Genomic DNA, 18,975 nt, shown 5'->3' with positions numbered 1-18,975 from the left:
TCGGTGTGCAATGAATATTTAGCGGCTTTCGTATTCTGCAATCTTTTGATGCACTTGTGCGATGAAGCCGGACCAGGTTAATTTGGTTTCGCTTAAAATGATCGGATATGCACCGTCAAACATGATATAATTATCATCAATCCGGGGAATTCCGTCGCGCAGTTCGAAAATCGCAAACGCCTGCCATGTCTTCCGGTCGGTGATTTTCCAATTTCGGTCGGTCACGGAACAGCAGTAAACCTTATCATCTTTGATGAAATAAATACTGCCGGGTTCATTCATGGAAAAACCCTCTTTGACGCCCGGATATAATGCGTTATCGACTGCCGTATTAAAGGAGCCGATATTCAGGCCGCCGTCCGGGCGAAAGACATAGATTGTAGTTGATTCGGCGATTTGATCCGTAAACATTGAGCGGATAATCTCCGGTTCTTTCTGAACCATCGAAATATTCAAATTGCCTAAGACGGCATCTTCCGGGATTTTATATCTCTGAAAATGAATGAGCTCGAACACGCCGTAAACCGCTGCAATTACTGCGACGATGATGCCGAAGGTCAGCCAATTCTTTGCCCTTGTACTCATACAGATCTCCTTTTAATGTGAATCGTTGGTCTCAGCAGCAAAATATGATGATGTTTAATGATGAATCGGTCGTTTGAAAAGTTATTTGCCGGTCGGTAGCATCGCGTAATAGAGTACTTCCGCAATCTCATCATCGGTCATATTTGCAAATTCGATATGCCAAAAATGCCCATCCTTCTCAAAGATGGCATAACTGTACTGCGAGACAAGAGATTCGGCGTAAATCCGATACAGCTTACAACGGTTTTCGCCGACCATTGTCCAAACTTCGCCGGTGTTTCGCAGGTCGTGGTTGTATTCGGCGTTCGGAAATTGCAGGGTCAAATCAGATGTATTTGAGACAATAGAGAGAACAGTGCGTTTCTCGTCGGAATCGTCCTGAAACTGAATGCCAACGCTCATTTGGTCAGTCACCGGATCTCCGGAAGCGCCTATCGGGATATATTTACGCACTCCGCCGATGCTGAAATTCGAAAACAGCGGTGCTTCAACGACCGGACTGACGCCAATGATAGATTTCAATTGTTCGGCAGTGAGGTTTGTGACGACATCTTCCCAGGTGAAATTGGCGTCGACCACTTCGCCGAATTGGATATCGTTCCATTTCAAATCGAGCTGCTTGATATTTTTACCGGAACTGTTGCCGAAAATCATAAAGGAGGCGATTGCGATGACAATCACGCCCACCCAAACTAAAATGATATAGAGAATTCGGCTGTCCTTTTTCTGTTGGGAAGTTTGGTCGTCCATCATTTAACATCTCCGCTCTGTGTTATAATTGAGGTAATGATCAATCGGATATCGCGCTTTGTCAGGTTTTCGAAATGAACAATCCAATCCCGATCTGCAAATTGAAATTTGGAAAAATAGGCGTCGGCACCCATGAATTTATAAATACATAAATCAAAGTCCGCAAAAGTCACAAAATTGCCGTTAATGCTTGCCGGATCATCTGTGATCTCGTTATGGGTCAAATAATCGCTTTTGGCATAAAGGCCGAGACCGTCCGTCATGATAATTAAAAAGAATTTCTTCGGATCCTCTGTGTCTTCATAGCGCAGTCGGATGACGTCTTTAAATTTTCTGCCGTCATTTTCATCCTGAGAAATTAATTCCGCTTTGGTCAGTGAAAAGTTTTTGGGGATATAAGGCGGGAAAGGGGAATAGCCGAACAGTGCGGTGATGCTGTCGGGATTGTCGGTATCGAGAACGGTATAGGTACGGATTCCGGTTTCTACTCTGATATCGGTGATTCCGGTTGCAAAATCAGTATAAAAGTAATCTCTGGGATCAAGTGAATGATTCGTAAACCACAATGCGGCTGCGATTGCGAGCACTACGACGATTGCAGCACCGATTATGATTTTGAGCGAGCGTTTGCTGATGATGAAACTGCCGCCTTTTCCGAATCGCATACATAAAGTCCCTTCTTGAATTTTATCAATGATATCATGATTCTGTGAGGATTTCAAGTATTTAAGCGTACGCTTGACACTTTTAGGGATTTTGGTGTAAACTGATTGAACAGATTGACCTGAGGAGGCGGCTGAATGCTGGATGTGATTTTGTACCGTGAGAAAGAAGGACTCGGCGCCGAGCCCTTTTTAGCCGCAATAGAAGCAAAAATACCCGCCGGGGATTTTATAAAGCGCTGTGAAAGCGCTGCCGATTTGAAAGAGGGAGCGGAGAAAACGTCCGCCATCCTTGCGCTTTATGCCGAGAGTCAGGCGCTGCCGACCAAGGCCGGGCGCACGATCGATCCCGTGACACCGGAAGACATCATCAAATGGTGCCCGATTTTGCAGTCGCCGTTTCAATACGGACTGACCGACGGGCAGAAGAACGCGCTCGGAAAAGCCGATAAGGTATTAACGGGCATTCCGGCATATGACCTTGCACGCAGCTATATCAAACTGCACAGGTTTGCGCAGCCGGAGACGGTTTTGGCCTTTTTAACGGAAAATCCGAAGCAGCTGACAAACGCGCAAAAGATTGCTGTTTTAAACGCACAGGATGGAAAAAACGCTTATGAAACCGCGGGTTTTGCAAATCCGTTCCGTGCGGATTCGGACGCGCTTGCCATCGGAGCGGCATTCGGAGTCGCTTTTGCACCGCAGCCCGAAATCGCCGCCGAGAACGCGATGAAATATGCATTAGTCAGCTACCTCAAGGGCGGGGTATATGCCGCGATGTGGATGGCCGCGATGATCGCCCACGCCTCGACGATCTCCGATCCCGAGGTGTTTACGGTGCGGTCGCTGTCGTGCGTGCCGATTCCGTCGATGTGGTTTCGGGCGGTCGCCTGGATGCAGCGCAACCTCAACTGCAAAGTCGATGCCGCCGAGTGCGCAAAGGACTTGGTTCGGGTGGTTTGCCATCACGGCGTGACAAGAGACGAAGGCGCAATCACCGATCCCGAGCCCGATGAGATCATGAAAAAGTTTATTCAAAACGGCGCATATTCCAATGCGATGGCCGTCGCCGCGGCGCTGTTATACAGCGAAGGCGATCCTAAAAAAGCGCTTGACAACGTCGATTTGTTCGGCTGCGATATCTCATTGAACCGATCATTGGTGAAGGCAGTAACCGTATTAATGAAATAACATCTTTTATTTATTTATGACCGCTTATTTTGCGCTTACGGAGGGTTTATGCCTGAAGCCGGCAGAATCAATATCACCGCTTTATCCGCCGTCGCTGCTGCTTATGCGGTGCTTGTCGCTGCTGTTTTCTGGGAGGGACTTGCGGTCAGGTCATATACCGTTAGAACAAGCAAAATCCGGCAGCCGGTTCGCATTATATTGATTACTGACCTGCACGGCTCGTTATATGGGGGTAATCAAAAAAATCTGATTAAAGCCGTTAAAAAACAAAATCCCGATATCGTGTTCTTTTCCGGCGACATCTTTGATGAATATTCGGCTGATGATAATGCAGAACGGCTGCTGTCGGCCTTAAGCGCTTTTTACCCGTGTTTTTATATCACCGGAAACCATGAGAGTTGGAGAAACGATACTGCGGCGATCAAGGAACGTGTAAGAAAATTCGGAATTACAACTCTGGAGGGAACCGGGCAGACTGTAAAGATTAAAGGACAGGAGATCATGGTTTTCGGAATTGACGATCCCGAAGGATTTTCCGGCTCTGCGTATTCCAAGAGTAAAATAGGAAACGGTTGGTATCAGCAGCTTGAGAGCTGCCGAACTCAAATTCAGAGTCAAAAGTTTTGTATCCTGCTGTCACACCGGCCTGAGCTTATTTCTTCTTACGAAAATAGCGGTTTCGATTTAGTGCTTTCAGGTCACGCGCACGGCGGCCAGGCACGTCTTCCGGGGATAATAAACGGTCTTTATGCGCCCAATCAGGGCTTTTTCCCGAAATACACGGGTGGTCTTTATGAGCTTGTAAACACAGATTTGATTGTGAGCCGCGGTCTATGTAAAAATGGAATTCCGCGTATATTTAACCCGCCCGAGCTGGTGAATGTTGATATTGAACCTCTGTTTTCAAAATAGAACGCCTTCCGTTCGGAAGGCGTTTATATATTATTTGACTCGTCCGAGCGCAGCTTTGATAAAAGAGACAAACAGCGGATGTGGGCGGTTGGGGCGGCTCTTGAATTCGGGATGGAACTGGACACCGACAAAGAATGGGTGGCCGGGCAACTCCACGGCTTCGACCAATGTCCCGTCAGGGGAGATGCCGCTGATGACAAGGCCTTTCTGCTGAAATTCATCGCGGTATTCGTTATTGAATTCATAGCGGTGGCGGTGGCGCTCGCTGATATTTTTAGATTGATAGGAATTGCGCATGACGGTGTCTTCCGCGGTCACGCAGGGATACGCGCCGAGGCGCATCGTGCCGCCTTTGGTGATGATTTTCTTTTGCTCTTCCATGATATCGATGACTTTATGTTTGGAATCGGCCGAGAACTCACCGGAATTGGCGTCGGCATAGCCGCAAACGCTTCTGGCAAATTCGATGGTCATAATCTGCATGCCGAGACAGATACCGAACAGAGGGATGCGATTCTCACGGGCGTATTTGACCGCCTGGATCATGCCCTCGATGCCTCTGTCGCCGAATCCGCCGGGGATTAAAATGCCGTCGGCGTCAGAGAGGGTTTCGGCGGTGTTTTTCGGGTTCAGCCGCTCGCTGTCGATCCATAAAATTTTGACTTTTGCACCCAAGCTGCTACCCGCGTGATTGAACGATTCGATGATCGAGAGATACGCATCGTGCAGGCGGGTATATTTGCCGACCATGGCGATTTTAACGGTCTTGTCGCGGGATTTGATGTCGGCGACCATCTGACGCCACTCGGTCAGATCGGGTTCGACGCCGTCGATTTTGAGTTCGCGGCAGACCACGTTGTCAAGGCCGTTATCATGCAGCATGATGGGCGCTTCATACAAGCAGGGCAGGGTGAGATTTTCGATGACGCAGTCGCGCTTGACGTTGCAAAATAACGATATTTTGGCTTTGATGCCCTCGCCGATCGGGTCGTCCGCGCGGGCGATGATGATATCGGGCGAAATGCCCATCGAACGCAGTTCCTTGACCGAATGCTGGGTGGGTTTGGATTTGTGCTCCTCAGAGCCGCGGATATAGGGTACCAGCGTCACATGGATGAATAGGCAGTTTTCGCGGCCGACTTCCAGCGAAATCTGGCGGATGGCCTCCAAAAACGACTGGCTCTCGATGTCGCCGGTGGTGCCGCCGATTTCGGTAATCAGCACCTCTGCGCCGCTGTTTTTTGCGCCGGCATAAATAAAGTCCTTGATCTCGTTGGTGATGTGAGGGATGATCTGGACGGTCTCGCCCAGGTATCCGCCCGCCCGTTCGCGATTCAGGACGTTCCAATAGACCTTGCCGGAGGTCAGATTTGAATATTTGGTGAGATTTTCATCGATGAAGCGCTCGTAGTGGCCGAGATCGAGGTCGGTCTCGGCGCCGTCGTCCGTGACGAAGACCTCGCCGTGCTGAAACGGACTCATGGTGCCCGGATCGACGTTCATATACGGGTCGAGCTTTTGCGCGGCGACTTTGAGTCCGCGCTGTTTGAGCAACCGCCCCAGTGAAGCTGCCGTGATACCTTTGCCAAGGCCCGAGACAACGCCGCCGGTCACAAAGATATACTTTGTCATATCCGTCATCCTCAACTTTCTTTCAATCACGTTTCAGCCGCACCGGTCGGCAAAGCCGGCCCGGTACAGCGCCATTGCTGTACGCCTGAAAAACAATGAAGATATTCTATCAATTTTTCAAGGCTTTTTCAATAGCAAATGCGAATTATTTTGAAAATATTAAAACTTTTTTACTAGACATGGCAGGATTGGGGATTTATTTGACTAGATATGGGTGGTTTGCTCGTCATTCATTGTTTTTCATAAATTTTAAAATCATTGCAGGGAATCGTCAAAAGCCGTGCCTGTAGGGAACGGTCTTGACCGTTCCGTGCAAGGGGCATATCCGAGGGATATGCCCCTTGCGAAAAACAAAGAACGAGCATCATCGTAATGATGATTGTATGAATATGGTTTGGCAGAGTGACGTCAACCTTTGGTGAACGCGGTTCGGGTCGAACCGTGTTCACTCGGAAGGGTCAAGACCCTTCCCTACAGGGACGGTGCGATGATTATATTTGTTGATAACATGAAAATTGTGGTATCCTAATAACAAGTTATAAAAAAGGCGGTATGTCAAGAATGAATAAACTGATTAAAAATATCGAACACGGCACCGTACTTTCTTTGGCCGGGCAGGTGGATTATCGGCCGGGGCAGATCGTCAGCAAAACGCTGGCGCAAAATAACCGTCACAGCTTAACCCTGTTTGCGTTTGAAAAGGACGAGGAGATCAGCACCCATGCGTCGGGCGGCGATGTGCTGGTTTTCGTTTTGGACGGAATCGGGAAAATCACGATTGACGGAAAGAGCATCTTCTCAAAAACGGCGAAGCGATTGTCATGCCCGCGGGGATTCCTCACGCGGTGTACGTGCAGGAACGCTTTAAAATGCTGCTTGACGTTTCATTTGCGGAAGAGGAGTAGGCTATTAACGTAGGGGCCGCCCCTACATTGTATAAATTTCGCCGTAAAAGAACGGATCGGTGAGAACCATTTCAAGGGCCTTCCCGGCGGTTTTATTTGCGAAGAAATAGATGTCGCCGTGAATGGGTTGACTGTCCGAGAGCAATGTGAGTTTTGCCTTCACGCAGGAGGAATTCGGGGCAATGCGCCAGACCTTTTGCAGGTCGGCGGTGGTATCTTGAAAAATTAATCTATGGTCGGAGCTATAGAGTTCGAGGGTTACGGACGGGTCTTTGACTTGTGTCTCGAAATCGGTAAAAAGGCGGAGTTCGAGCTCGTTTTCAAAATAGAGGCCGTCGTACCGAAGCCCTGCAATATTCGTTGCAAAGGCGTTTTTGACAAATTCATAACAGGGCTTGGGCTTGAGCGAATATTCCAAAATGCTCAAACTCGCGGCGTTCGGAAAGGTCTCGTTTAGCGCCCAAAGTACGATGCCGCAGGTGTCGGGGCGTTGTCTGCGCACCGCATGGATGAGATAGCGCAGCCCCTCGGCTTGGACGAATTCGCTTGCGAGAGCAAGGGTTTCCAAGTTTTCGGGTTCGCCGAAAAGATTATTGACGGCGTTTGTGTCCAGCCACCAGTTTTCGTTGCTCCAGGCGGCTCCGAACGCGTTATGATGCAGCAAATCGGGCGACTTTTTATCGAGCGGCCACTGCTGGTCTTTTGATATAATATGCTTGTAGGTGTCAAGCGAAGTGATGCCGCTGACGCCCGCCTCGCTGATCAGGCATCCGGTGATATTGTTCCAATAGTCGTAAAAACTATTTTCAAAGCGGTAGCGGTAATCGCCGTTCGAAAGGTCATAGCCCCACGGGCCGTGGATCTCGCCCTCGCCCTCGAGCGGGGTCGAGATGTGAAACGGGACGCTGCCGTCGACTTTCGCGCAGATTTGTTCCATCTCTTTCAAAACGGCGCTGTCTTTCGGGGTTCCGGCAAAGAAGTTTTCGTGGTTAAAATTGATGACCTGATTGCTGACGAGGTTGTACAGGTCTTTGTCCTGTTCGGCCTGCGGCTTGATGCGCGACCAATCGACATAGAGCTCGTTGCCGCCGCACCAAAGCAAAATGCAGGGGTGACTGCGCAGCCGCTTGACCGCGTCGGTCACCTCGGCTTTGGCTAAATCGATATATTCCTTCGTCTCGGGCAGGGTGTAGCAGCAGGTGGGGAAGTCCTGCCACACCAAAATGCCGAGTTCGTCGCAGATGGTATAAAAACTGTCTTTTTCGATCAATCCGCCGCCCCAGACGCGCACAAGGTTTTGATTGGACTCCACCACTTTTTCAAGCATTTCACGATAGCGCTGTTCGGTGATAGAAGCGGGGAAGACGTCCATCGGGACGAGATCGCTGCCCTTTAAAAAGACATCTTTGCCGTTCACCGCAAAGCAGAGCGGCGTGTCGGTGCTGCGCTGTCTCGGCATGCGGTGCTTGGTGACCGTGCGGATGCCGAAACGGCAATCGATTCGGTCTTGTACTTGGTCTTTATCTTTTAAGATGAAATTGACGTCATAGAGGTCCGGGCTGCCGTACCCGACGGGATACCACAGGCGCGGATTTTCGACGGTGATTTCAAAGGAAACGAAGCCGTTTTGAACGGTGGTTTGATACCAGTCTTCACCAAAAACCACTTCAAGCTGCGCGCCCGACTGCGCCGGATAAACTTCGGCTTCGATCAAAACGCGGGTGGTTTTTTCATCGGCAAACAGAGTTTTGAGGCGGTAGTCCTTGATAAAACCCGTTTCCGATTCGTGCAGAATCACATCGTCCCAGATGCCGAAAGAGAGTAAGCGCGGCACGGCGTCCCAGCCCCATGCGCTTTGGCACTTCATCGTGAAGCCCCTGCCGTCGATGCTCTTCATCGATTCGGGCAGATAAAAAGTCACGCTGACCGTGTTTTCGCCCTTCTTGAGATGGCCGTCGAGGTCGATGTAAACCCGCGAAAACATGCCCTCGCGGGTCAAAATTTTTTGACCGTTGATACGAATATCGAAGATATAATCGAGCCCTTTAAACTCCAGAACGTGCTTTAAATTAATATCGTCGATAGAAATGACCGTCTCATAGACCCAGCGTCGATCCTCCGCCCAAAGCAATTTTTTGGTGTTATCCGAGACGAACAGATCATCTCCGGCAAACAGCTGCTGGAGGTTGTGAGGGGTGGTGACTGCCCACGTTTGGGCAGGGGTTTGCGAGTCATATACGGTCCATTGATCGATGATTTTTTTCATATTAAACTACCTTTTCGAGTTCATAAATGCAGGATCTAAACCTCTGAGAGTTTAACATATTTACTCTGTTAGTGTAAAGTATTTTCAGAAGAGTATAAAACAAATCCCCGCAGAAACCTGCGGGGACTTACAGATGAATTCGTTTATTACTTATTTTGCGGCTTTATGTTTTTTATAACGTAAGAGGATAATGCCTGCAAGCACGAGCATTGAGAAAAGAACCGCAGTTATCCATGCCATGTTCAAATTGCTGTTACCCATGCCCGGAACGGTAGTCGGGTTCTCTCCTTCACCGACATTAGTCGTCGGACGGCTCGAAACAGCACTCGATGCAGGAGACGAGACGGTATTCGAAATGCTGGAAGTCGCTATTGAGGAAGGTTCGGAAACGACATTAATCATTTTCCATTTGGCATAAACAGTGACATTGCCTGTAATCATATACGGGACACTGATAAGGGTTCCGGTACCGTTATCTCCGGAATACCAACCTTCAAAGGTGAAGCCGTTTTTCGTCGGAATTGCGAAACTTGAGATAAATTCACCGTAGTTGCCGGAGACAGAGGAGACAGAACTGCCCCCCTCGGAGTCAAAAGAAACAGTAAACTGCTGCGCGGTCCATTTTGCGTGGACGGTAATATTATCTGTCAGGGTGTGCGGGAAATTAACCAATGTGCCCGTGCCGTTTTCACCGGTGTACCAGCCGGAGAACGTGAAGCCATACTTCGTCGGATCTTCAGGTTTAATGACTTGCGTATTATAATTCTGTGTTATGGGAGTAACACTAGAACCGCCCTCAGAGTCAAACATCATGGTATAGCTGTCGATCTGCCATTCAGCATAAACGGTGATGTCTTCAACAAGGGTATACGGGAAGCTGATGGGATTGTTTAAACTGTCGACCCAACCGCCAAAAGAGTAATGATCCCGAGTCGGAGCAGCAGGTGCCGCTACGGTTGTATTGTAATTTTGAGTGATCGGTGCAACGGGGCTGCCGCCCCTGGAATCAAAGGACATTGTATACTGATTTATGTTCCATTGGGCATAAAGTGTTCTGTCACCGTATTCGAAGTCCCAATGACCGGGAATCCAAATGGGATGGCAGTCATCTAAAAACCAATGGCCTTCGATCCATTCACTTGATATGATGAAACAAATATCATCTCCCGGCAAAAACGATTCACCGCTGCCGTCGCTTACGGTATTCCAGCCGTTAAATGTGTAGCCTGTTTTGCTTAAAGTGCCTTGATCTTTAACTTTGAGATTCTCCCAATCCCATCCGGAAGATTCGGATTGAGAACCTGCGGTGTTCCCGTTTCCGTTATAATAAATATGATAGCGAAGCGGACAACCGCAGTCGGTCGTTGCAAAGACTGTTGTGGAAAACAAGCCAAAAATAAAAATCAAAGAGATAAGAATCGCAGACAGCTTTTTACAGTATTTCATAAAAAACACCCTTTCCTATGCCGAAACAGTCTAAATTGAATTGCGGGATGAAACAATTCGGTTGATAATATTTTATCACTCAAAGGTTACATAATAGTTACATTTAGCAATTTTTTTGACAAGATTTAATAATATTCCCAATATATTTCTAAATACTATATAAAAAACAAAAATCCGCCGATAAAATTTTTATTATCGGCGGATCCTTTTAAATATTTTATTGATCTGCAGTTATTTTTCGCGAATTTTCCTAACGCTCAAAATCGCAACACCTGATCCCAGCAGAGCTGCAAGGATAATAGCAGCCGCGGCGGAAGTTTCGGAACCGCTGCCCATCTGCGGGACGCTTGTCGGAGCAGGCGTGGAACTGATGGTGGTTATTGAAGCCACAGACGGTGTACTGGCAACCGTGGGGATGGATGCGGTTGACACGACAACAATTTTTGTCCATTTGGCGTAGAGGGTGGCATTTCCTATAATATTATACGGGAATACTGCCTTACTGCCGGTGCCGTCATCTCCTAAATACCAGCCTTCGAACGTATATCCTGCTTTAGTCGGATCCGCGGGGCTGTTGACATATTCGCCGAAGTACGCGGATATCGAAGCGACAGAACTGCCGCCTTCGGAATCGAACTTCAACGTGTAGGTATTGGCTACCCACTTCGCATGAACAGTGATGTCATGCTTAATCGTATACGGGAAAGCAATCGTGCTACCGGTGCCCAGAGCGCCTGTATACCAGCCGTCAAACGTAAATCCGTAACGTGTCGGTGCGGTCGGCGCGGCAATCACAGTGTTATAAGCCTGTGTGATGGGAGAAACATTGGTACCGCCTTCGGAATTAAACATCATCGTGTAATAATTGATGTTCCATTTAGCATAAACGGTGACGTTTCCCGTTAGCGTATAGGGGAAATCGATCGCACTGCCGGTTCCGCCGTCACCTGTATACCAGCCTGCGAATGTGTAACCCTCTTTGGCCGGGTTTGCGGGCTTGGCGACCGCGGTGTTGTAATTTTGTGTCACCGGCGCGACCGCGCTTCCGCCTTCGGAATCGAAAGTCATGGTATATCGGTTGATTTTCCATTGTGCATACAGAGTCTTGTCGCCGTAAGTGGTTTCATCCCAAGCAGGAACCCAGTGGCCGTACCACCAGAAACCATCGTGATGGATTACGCCTGTTATAAAATCAAGCTCATCTCCGGCTTCGTATGAGTCGCCTGATCCGTCGGCAGCCGTGTTCCAGCCATCAAAAGTGTAACCGGTTTTTACAAGGGTTCCCTGATCTTTGACAATAGTTTTCTGCCCTGCAAGATATTCTGTGCTGTCTGATTGCGAACCGGCGGTATTACCGTTTCCGACATAAATCAGATTATTTTTCGGACATGGCCCCGGTCCATTTGTGACCTCTGAAGCAAAGGTTGTCGCAGCAAACAGCCCTGCTGCTAAAATAAGTGCGAGAATAACCGCCGATACCTTGGAGAATTTTTTCATTGTAGATTTTTCCCCTTTCGATTTTGTGTGGAATAGACGACATGTGTGACTTTGCCGATGGTTTAAGCCATTTTGCATATTCGGGTTTGACCGTCCCGAATGGATTGATATAGGTGGGAAATTCCAAATTTTCATCCCATCGAAAAAGATGTTAGCATACGCCGTTCGCGAAAAAAGTTGTATTATAGGTAACGGAAAATTTTTCGATTTTTTTAAAATCCGAGTTTTTGATTATTTTCGCCAATTTGTGAACCGGATACCAAAATAAATTTATGTTTTTGAAAGCATTGATATGTTTATTTTGTTTTTAAATTTTTTCGGAAGTGATATAATACAGTCAAGATGAAGGGAGTTGAGCATATGTCGGTGACTGCGGCCTTTGCCGTACCACACCCGCCGATTATCGTGCCGGAAGTCGGCAGAGGCGAGGAAATAAAGATTGCGAAAACCGCGGCAGCTTATGAAGAAGTCATGCGGCGCATCGCGGCTTTGAAGCCGGAGACCGTGGTGGTAACCAGCCCGCATTCGGTGATGTATGCGGATTATTTTCACATCTCGCCCGGCGGATTTGCGCGGGGTGATCTGGGTCGGTTTCGGGCGGAGAACGTGCGCATCTCGGTCGATTACGACGCCGAATTGGTCGCCGAAATCTGTGCGCAGGCAGAGGAAGACGGGGTCTCGGCGGGTACGTTCGGGGAGACCTCTCCCGATCTCGACCATGGGACGATGGTTCCGATCTATTTTCTTAACAAGTTTTATAAAGAGTATAAGCTCGTCCGGATCGGTTTATCCGGTATGCCGCCGTTAGCACATTATCGCTTGGGGCAGTGCATCGCCAAAGCCGCAAATGAACTCGGTCGGCGGGTTGTTATCATTTCCAGCGGTGATTTATCGCATAAACTCAAAAAGGACGGCCCTTACGGTTTTGCGCCCGAGGGACCGCAGTTTGACGAACAACTCACCAAAGCGCTCGGCGATGGGGATTTTTCGGCGCTGCTCGAGTTTTCGCCCGACTTTGCCGACGCCGCAGCCGAATGCGGCCTGCGCTCGTTTCAGATCATGGCGGGTGCGCTCGACGGCAAAAAGGTCACGCACGAATTACTTTCTTATGAAGGCCCGTTCGGGGTCGGGTACGGCGTAGCAGCCTTTGAGGTGGCCGGAGAGGATGCCGGACAAAATATCGGCGAGCAATATAAAGTAAAACAACGTGAAAAGCTCGATAAAGTAAAGGCAACAGAAGACCCCTATGTCAAACTGGCACGGCTCTCGGTCGAGACCTATGTCATCAGCGGAAAGCCCGCGAAATTACCGGACGGGCTGCCCGAGGAAATGCTGGCACGGGAAGCGGGGGTATTTGTCTCATTGAAAATGCACGGGCAGCTGCGCGGCTGCATCGGGACAATCGCCCCGACGACCGCGAATATTGCCGAAGAAATATTACAAAACGGGATTTCGGCGGCGGCGCACGATTCCCGTTTTGAGCCGGTTGAGCCGGACGAACTGCCGGAGCTTGTGTACAGTGTCGATGTGTTGGGCGCGCCGGAGAGAATCGAGTCGCCGGAGCAGCTCGACGTGAAAAAATACGGAGTGATCGTGCAAAACGGCGGCAGGCGCGGGCTGCTGCTGCCCGATCTCGAGGGCGTCGACACGGTGTATGACCAGATCGACATCGCCAAACGCAAAGCCGGCATCCGGCCCGCCGAAAAGGTGGAGCTTTCGCGCTTTGAGGTGGTGAGGCACAGATGATCTGCGGGATCTGTCCGCATCATTGCGACATCTCCGAGGGCAAAACCGGTTTTTGCCGCGCAAGGGAAAACCGGGACGGGGAGATCGTCTGCGGCAACTACGGGCGGCTGACATCCTTGTCGCTCGACCCGATCGAGAAAAAGCCGCTTTACCGCTTTTTCCCCGGCAGCATGATTTTATCAGCCGGCAGCTACGGCTGTAATTTGTCCTGCCCGTTTTGCCAAAACTGCGAAATCTCGATGGCTGACAAAAACGCCGACACGGTCTTCTTCACGCCGGAGATGTTGGTCGAGCGGGCGAAACAGGCCGTGTCGCAGGGCAATATCGGGCTTGCGTTTACTTACAACGAGCCGCTCATTTGGTATGAATATGTCCTTGACTGCGCGGTGCTGTTGCGCGAAAACGGGCTGAAAACCGTACTCGTGACCAACGGCATGATCTGCCGCGAACCGCTGCTTGAACTTTTGTCGTTGATTGACGCGATGAACATCGATTTGAAAGGGTTTACGAAAAAATTTTATGATTTCGTTCACGGCGATTTGGAAACCGTCAAGCAGACAATTGCGTTATCGGCGGAAAAATGTCACATCGAGGTCACGACGCTGGTTATACCGGGCTTGAACGACGACCCCAAAGAGATTGAAGAAGAGGCCGAATGGCTGGCTTCGGTGAATCCGGAGATCCCTTTACACCTGAGCCGTTTTTTCCCGCGCCATAAGATGAAAGACCGCCAGTCGACGCCGATCGAGACGATTTATAACCTGCGCAATCTCGCCGCGAAATATTTAAAATATGTCTATACCGGAAACTGTTAATGAATTTACCGAGAAAATTAAAAGATTTTTATAGAGACCTCTTTGCCGATATGATACAATGGGACGGCAAGGAGGTGCCGTTATGAATCTCGGACTCGGCATCGATACCGGCGGAACTTATACGGACGCCGTGATTTACGATTTTGACACTAAAAAAGTACTGGCGAAAGTCAAGACCCCGACCACGCGTGAGGACTTGACGGCCTGCATCGGTTCTGCGCTTGACAAGCTGCCGCAGGAATTTGTAAAACTAATTAAATTGGTCTCGCTCTCCACGACACTCGCCACCAACGCCTGCATCGAGGACAAGGGCTGCCGCGCCAAATTGATTTTGATGGGCAGTACCAGGGCGGTCATGAAGTGGATTGAGGCCGATAAATATTACGGACTGCGCGATGAGGATGTGCTGTGCGTCGATACGCACGGCAGCTTCGACGGCAAGATCATCGACGAGCCGGACTGGGACGATCTGTTCAAATCGGAAGGGCAGTGGCTCTCCGATGCCGACGCGCTCAGCGTGGTCGAGAGCAACGCCATCCGCAACGGCGCGGTCTGCGAAAAGAACGCCAAGATAGTATTAAGTGAAAAATACGATGTCCCGATCGTGCTTGCAAGCGATCTGACAAGCGGTCTGAACGTGATGGAGCGCGGCGCGACCGCATTACTCAATGCGCGGCTGCTTCCGGTAGCGGAAGAGTTTATGAACGCGGTCGGCAAGGCACTGCAAAAGCGGGGTATGGATCTGCCCAAAATGATCGTGCGCAGCGACGGCGGTCTGATGAACGAGCACCTGTCGCGTTCGCATCCGGTCGAGACGATTTTGAGCGGCCCGGCTGCCAGCGTCTTCGGCGGAAAATGGCTGACCGAGCGCGATAACTGCCTGATCGTGGACATGGGCGGCACGACGACCGACATCTCGGTCGTGCGCAACGGCTTGCCCGAGACCTCGGGGACCATCCGCATCGGCAACTGGCACACGCAGGTCAGGGGCGTGTTCATCGACACCTTCGGGCTCGGCGGCGACAGCGAAATCACCGCGAAAGACGGAGAACTGGTCTTGAACGCCCGTCGGGTCATGCCGCTCTGCACGGCGGCGGCAAGATGGCCGTCGATTACCGGCGAACTGTGGCGTTTAAAAGAGCAAAAACGCGGCAGCGCACAGCCGCTGCACGAATTTTTATATCTGGTGAAAGAACCGCAGGGTAAGAACTATTCCGACGCGGAGTGGGAGTTGATGGAGCTGCTGCGTGCCGGCCCCGTGATGATCGGCGGTGGTCAACTCGATCACTATAAACTTGGCAGCGAGCGGCTCGAAGCCGAGGGCGTTGTCATGCGCTGCGGCTTTACGCCGACCGACGCCATGCACATCAAAGGTGACTTTTCCAAATTTGATAAGCAGGCCTCGATCATGGGTGCGCGCTATTTCATCGACTGCTGCTCGCTCAAACGCGACAACGAGGAAAACGTCGAAAAATTCGCCGACGAGGTCTACGAGCTGGTCGAGAAAAAGCTCTATCAAAATCTTGCCCGCGTACTGTTGACCAACCGCTATCCGTTCTTGCGCAAATCCGGTCTCGGCGACCAACTGACCAAGCTGATCGAGGAGAACTGGAACAATCGAAATGATCGCAAAGCCGACCCGATTTTTGATTTGGCATTTCAATCGGGCGCTTCACTGGTCGGCATCGGCGCGCCGACACATCTCTTTTTGCCCGAGGCCGCCAAAGCGCTCGGGATGGAGTGCGTGATCCCCGAAAACGCCGAGGTTGCAAACGCCATCGGTGCGGTGATTGCGGATGTCTCGGCCAAGGTGACTGTTGAGATTGCCCCGAACCGCACGACGGCGGGCGTGATGGGATACACCGTCCATACCCCGAACGGTAACACCTCGCACGGTAAACTGGAAGACGCGATTGCGGCGGCAAAGAGTGCCGCAGAGAGGTTGGCGATTGAAGAAGCGAGAAAACGCGGTTGTGTAGGTGAGTTGAAGGTAACGTTGGAATCGTCGACCGGAACCGCCTATGCCAAAGGCGGTACTAAAATTGATTTGGGTTCACTGGTCACGGCGATTGCTTCCGGGCGCGTCGAGGCCTAAAATCTTAATTATCAAAACCGGCGTGCGGATGACCGTACGCCGGTTTTTTATTTTGGTTGATTCATTGACCGCATAAACCCCTGATGGTATAATAATTCCATTACTTCGGCACTTTATGAATTGATATATATTCGGAGGATAAAATCATGCAGGATTTCAATTTCGGAAAAAACCTTTCCTTGCTTTCCGACGCGAAAACCCGCTCGCTCTCGGCAGAAAACCCCTTGGGCGAACCGGGAAAAGGCGGAATGGCCGAGACCGGAACGGGGGCAAACGCCGCCCGTGAACTCGGAAAAGGCCGTAAAATTTCCCCTTCGGTGATGATCGAGCCGGGTCAGACGCTCGTCATCGGCGACGTCAAGGGGCAAGGGATGATCCAGAGCATCTGGTTTGCCGGTTCCACCGATCGGTCGCTCACTTTCCGTATCTATTGGGACGGATGCGAGAAGCCCTCGGTTGAAGCGCCGCTTCCCGCCTTTTTCGGCTTCGGTTATAACAACAACGTCGATTCAACCACCGGGAAATTCCCGCTCTTAAATTCTGCTTTGATGATGGTCGCGCCGAACCGCGGCTTTAACTGTTATTTCGAGATGCCGTTTCGCAAGAGCTTTACTATCACCCCCCAGAACACCGGCACCAAAAGGGCGTATAGCTATTATCAGATCAATTATTGCCTGACCGAACTCCCCGAGAACTGCGGCTATTTCTGCGCGCAGTACCGCCAGGCCAAGCCGCTGACGGCGGGCACGGACTTTGTTCTCGCCGACGGCATCAAGGGAAAAGGTCAGTTTGTCGGGACCACGCTTTCGGTCGGCTTGAACGGAGAAAACAACTGGTACGGTGAGGGCGAGATCAAGTTCTATATGGACGGCGACGGCGAATACCCCACGATCTGCGGCACCGGCACCGAGGACTATTTCTGCGGCGCATACGGTTGGGAATGCGGCGGGGTTTTCCAGACCTATTCGGGGCTGTATGCCGGGATGTTTCAGGTGATCAATCCAGACGGCCTTTACAACAGCCAGCAGCGGTTTGCACATTACCGCTGGCATGTCGTCGACCCCATCCGGTTTGAAAAAGATTTGCGCGTGACCTTGCAGGATATCGGCTGGCGCAGCGAAGGGCGGTACCTTGAGCGCCGTGACGACTTTATGTCGGTCGCTTATTATTACCTCGATCACCCGGATCAGAATCTGCCCGCTTATCCGACGCCCAACGAAATTGAGACCGTATGAATGATCATAAAATTGATATCGGAGGATTTAAATGATGAAAAATTTGAATTTCGGAGCAAATCTCTCCTTGCTTTCCGATGCAAAAACACGATCGCTCTCGGCGGAAAACCCCACGGGCGAACCGGGAAAAGGCGGAATGGCCGAAACAGGTACCGGGGCAAATGCCGCCCGCGAACTCGGCAAGGGCCGAAAAGTCTCGCCGTCGGTGATGATCGAGCCGGGCCAGATCCTTGTGATCGGCGATGTCAAGGGACAGGGCATGATCCAAAGCATCTGGTTCGCCGGTTCTACGGATCGATCTCTTGTTTTCCGTATTTACTGGGACGGATGCGAAAAGCCCTCGGTTGAAGCACCGCTGCCCGCGTTTTTCGGGTTCGGGTATAACAACAACGTCGATTCGATGACCGGAAAATTTCCGTTCTTGAATTCGGCTCTCTTGATGGTCGCCCCGAACCGTGGTTTTAACTGCTATTTTGAGATGCCGTTTCGCAAAAGCTTTTATATCACGCTCGAAAATACCGGCGTTAAAAGGGCATACAGTTACTATCAAATCAATTATTGCCTGACCGAAATCCCCCGGAACTGCGGTTATTTTTGCGCCCAGTACCGTCAGGCCAAGCCGCTGACGGCGGGGAATGATTATCTTCTCGCCGACGGCATCAAGGGCAAGGGCCAGTTCATCGGCACATCAATGTCGGTCGGCCTGAACGGCGAGGGCAACTGGTGGGGTGAGGGCGAAATCAAGTTCTTTATGGACGGCGACGGCGAATATCCTACGATCTGCGGCACCGGTACCGAGGACTACTTTTGCGGCGCATATGACTGGGATTTGAACGGCGTCTATCAGACCTATTCGGGGTTATTTGCCGGGATGTTTCAGGTAATCAAGCCCGACGGACTATATAACAGCCAGCAGAGGTTTTCGCTTTATCGCTGGCATGTGGTCGATCCGATTCGCTTTGAAAAAGATTTGCGCGTGACATTGCAGGACCTAGGCTGGCGCAGCGACGGGCGGTACCTCGAACGCCGCGACGACTTTATGTCGGTGGCTTATTATTATCTCGACCGCCCCGATCAGAATCTGCCTAAATATCCGACTCCCAACGAAATCGAGGTTGTATAAAAAGATGTTTGACAACAAGAAAAAAGCAGTGACCTTCAGCTACGATGATGGCGTGACACAGGACATCCGCTTAATTGAATTGTTTAATAAATACGGGATGAAAGCGACTTTTAAC

General features: G+C 50.4%; 15 protein-coding genes and 1 pseudogene. 9 read left to right on the top strand and 7 right to left on the bottom strand.

The window, feature by feature from the left end:
* Positions 1-18: 18 nt before the first annotated feature.
* The 3 genes from PKH29_06765 to PKH29_06755 form a co-directional block, all read right to left on the bottom strand.
* On the bottom strand, positions 19-585 hold the full coding sequence (locus PKH29_06765) for a hypothetical protein (GenBank protein ID HNX14538.1): 567 nt from the start codon (positions 583-585) through the stop codon (positions 19-21).
* Positions 586-666: 81 nt separating this feature from the next.
* Positions 667-1,338, bottom strand: a complete 672-nt coding sequence (locus PKH29_06760) for a hypothetical protein (GenBank protein ID HNX14537.1) — start codon at positions 1,336-1,338, stop codon at positions 667-669.
* Complete coding sequence (locus PKH29_06755) at positions 1,335-2,000, bottom strand: hypothetical protein (protein HNX14536.1); 666 nt, start codon at positions 1,998-2,000, stop codon at positions 1,335-1,337. Before PKH29_06755 ends, PKH29_06760 begins: the two co-directional genes overlap by 4 nt.
* Positions 2,001-2,135: 135 nt before the next feature.
* On the opposite strand from PKH29_06755, the gene PKH29_06750 reads away from it, so the two are divergent.
* Positions 2,136-3,188, top strand: coding sequence for an ADP-ribosylglycohydrolase family protein (locus PKH29_06750; GenBank protein HNX14535.1), 1,053 nt, complete (start codon positions 2,136-2,138; stop codon positions 3,186-3,188).
* A 48-nt stretch (positions 3,189-3,236) separates the two neighbouring features.
* Positions 3,237-4,100: a metallophosphoesterase gene (locus PKH29_06745; protein HNX14534.1), complete on the top strand. Its 864-nt coding sequence runs from the start codon at positions 3,237-3,239 to the stop codon at positions 4,098-4,100.
* 30 nt (positions 4,101-4,130) lie between these two features.
* Here PKH29_06745 and PKH29_06740 read toward each other — a convergent pair whose 3' ends face one another.
* Complete coding sequence (locus tag PKH29_06740) at positions 4,131-5,732, bottom strand: CTP synthase (protein HNX14533.1); 1,602 nt, start codon at positions 5,730-5,732, stop codon at positions 4,131-4,133.
* A 561-nt stretch (positions 5,733-6,293) separates the two neighbouring features.
* Between PKH29_06740 and PKH29_06735 the strand changes: the two are divergent.
* A pseudogene (locus PKH29_06735) lies at positions 6,294-6,637 on the top strand (cupin domain-containing protein).
* Between the two features lie 22 nt (positions 6,638-6,659).
* Here PKH29_06735 and PKH29_06730 read toward each other — a convergent pair.
* The 3 genes from PKH29_06730 to PKH29_06720 form a co-directional block, all read right to left on the bottom strand.
* On the bottom strand, positions 6,660-8,903 hold the full coding sequence (locus PKH29_06730) for a hypothetical protein (protein HNX14532.1): 2,244 nt from the start codon (positions 8,901-8,903) through the stop codon (positions 6,660-6,662).
* Positions 8,904-9,053: 150 nt separating this feature from the next.
* On the bottom strand, positions 9,054-10,349 hold the full coding sequence (locus PKH29_06725) for an InlB B-repeat-containing protein (GenBank protein ID HNX14531.1): 1,296 nt from the start codon (positions 10,347-10,349) through the stop codon (positions 9,054-9,056).
* Positions 10,350-10,580: 231 nt separating this feature from the next.
* Complete coding sequence (locus tag PKH29_06720; GenBank protein ID HNX14530.1) at positions 10,581-11,846, bottom strand: InlB B-repeat-containing protein; 1,266 nt, start codon at positions 11,844-11,846, stop codon at positions 10,581-10,583.
* A 360-nt stretch (positions 11,847-12,206) separates the two neighbouring features.
* Between PKH29_06720 and amrA the strand changes: the two genes are divergently transcribed.
* The 6 genes from amrA to PKH29_06690 all read left to right on the top strand — a co-directional run.
* Positions 12,207-13,592, top strand: a complete 1,386-nt coding sequence (gene amrA / locus PKH29_06715; GenBank protein HNX14529.1) for an AmmeMemoRadiSam system protein A — start codon at positions 12,207-12,209, stop codon at positions 13,590-13,592.
* Positions 13,589-14,407, top strand: a complete 819-nt coding sequence (amrS, locus tag PKH29_06710; protein ID HNX14528.1) for an AmmeMemoRadiSam system radical SAM enzyme — start codon at positions 13,589-13,591, stop codon at positions 14,405-14,407. Before amrA ends, amrS begins: the two co-directional genes overlap by 4 nt.
* 82 nt (positions 14,408-14,489) lie before the next feature.
* The gene (locus tag PKH29_06705; GenBank protein ID HNX14527.1) at positions 14,490-16,502 is read left to right on the top strand and encodes a hydantoinase/oxoprolinase family protein; all 2,013 of its coding nucleotides are present in this window, start codon (positions 14,490-14,492) and stop codon (positions 16,500-16,502) included.
* A 146-nt stretch (positions 16,503-16,648) separates the two neighbouring features.
* Positions 16,649-17,737, top strand: a complete 1,089-nt coding sequence (locus PKH29_06700) for a DUF2961 domain-containing protein (GenBank protein ID HNX14526.1) — start codon at positions 16,649-16,651, stop codon at positions 17,735-17,737.
* Between the two features lie 31 nt (positions 17,738-17,768).
* Positions 17,769-18,860 (top strand): DUF2961 domain-containing protein, encoded by a 1,092-nt coding sequence (locus tag PKH29_06695; GenBank protein ID HNX14525.1) that lies wholly within the window; start codon positions 17,769-17,771, stop codon positions 18,858-18,860.
* A gap of 4 nt (positions 18,861-18,864) precedes the next feature.
* On the top strand, positions 18,865-18,975 hold a 111-nt coding region (locus PKH29_06690; GenBank protein ID HNX14524.1), incomplete at its 3' end, for a polysaccharide deacetylase.

It is taken from the genome of Oscillospiraceae bacterium, from assembly GCA_035353335.1.
Lineage (GTDB): Bacteria > Bacillota > Clostridia > Oscillospirales > JAKOTC01 > DAOPZJ01.
This window is presented reverse-complemented; position numbering and strand designations above follow the sequence as displayed.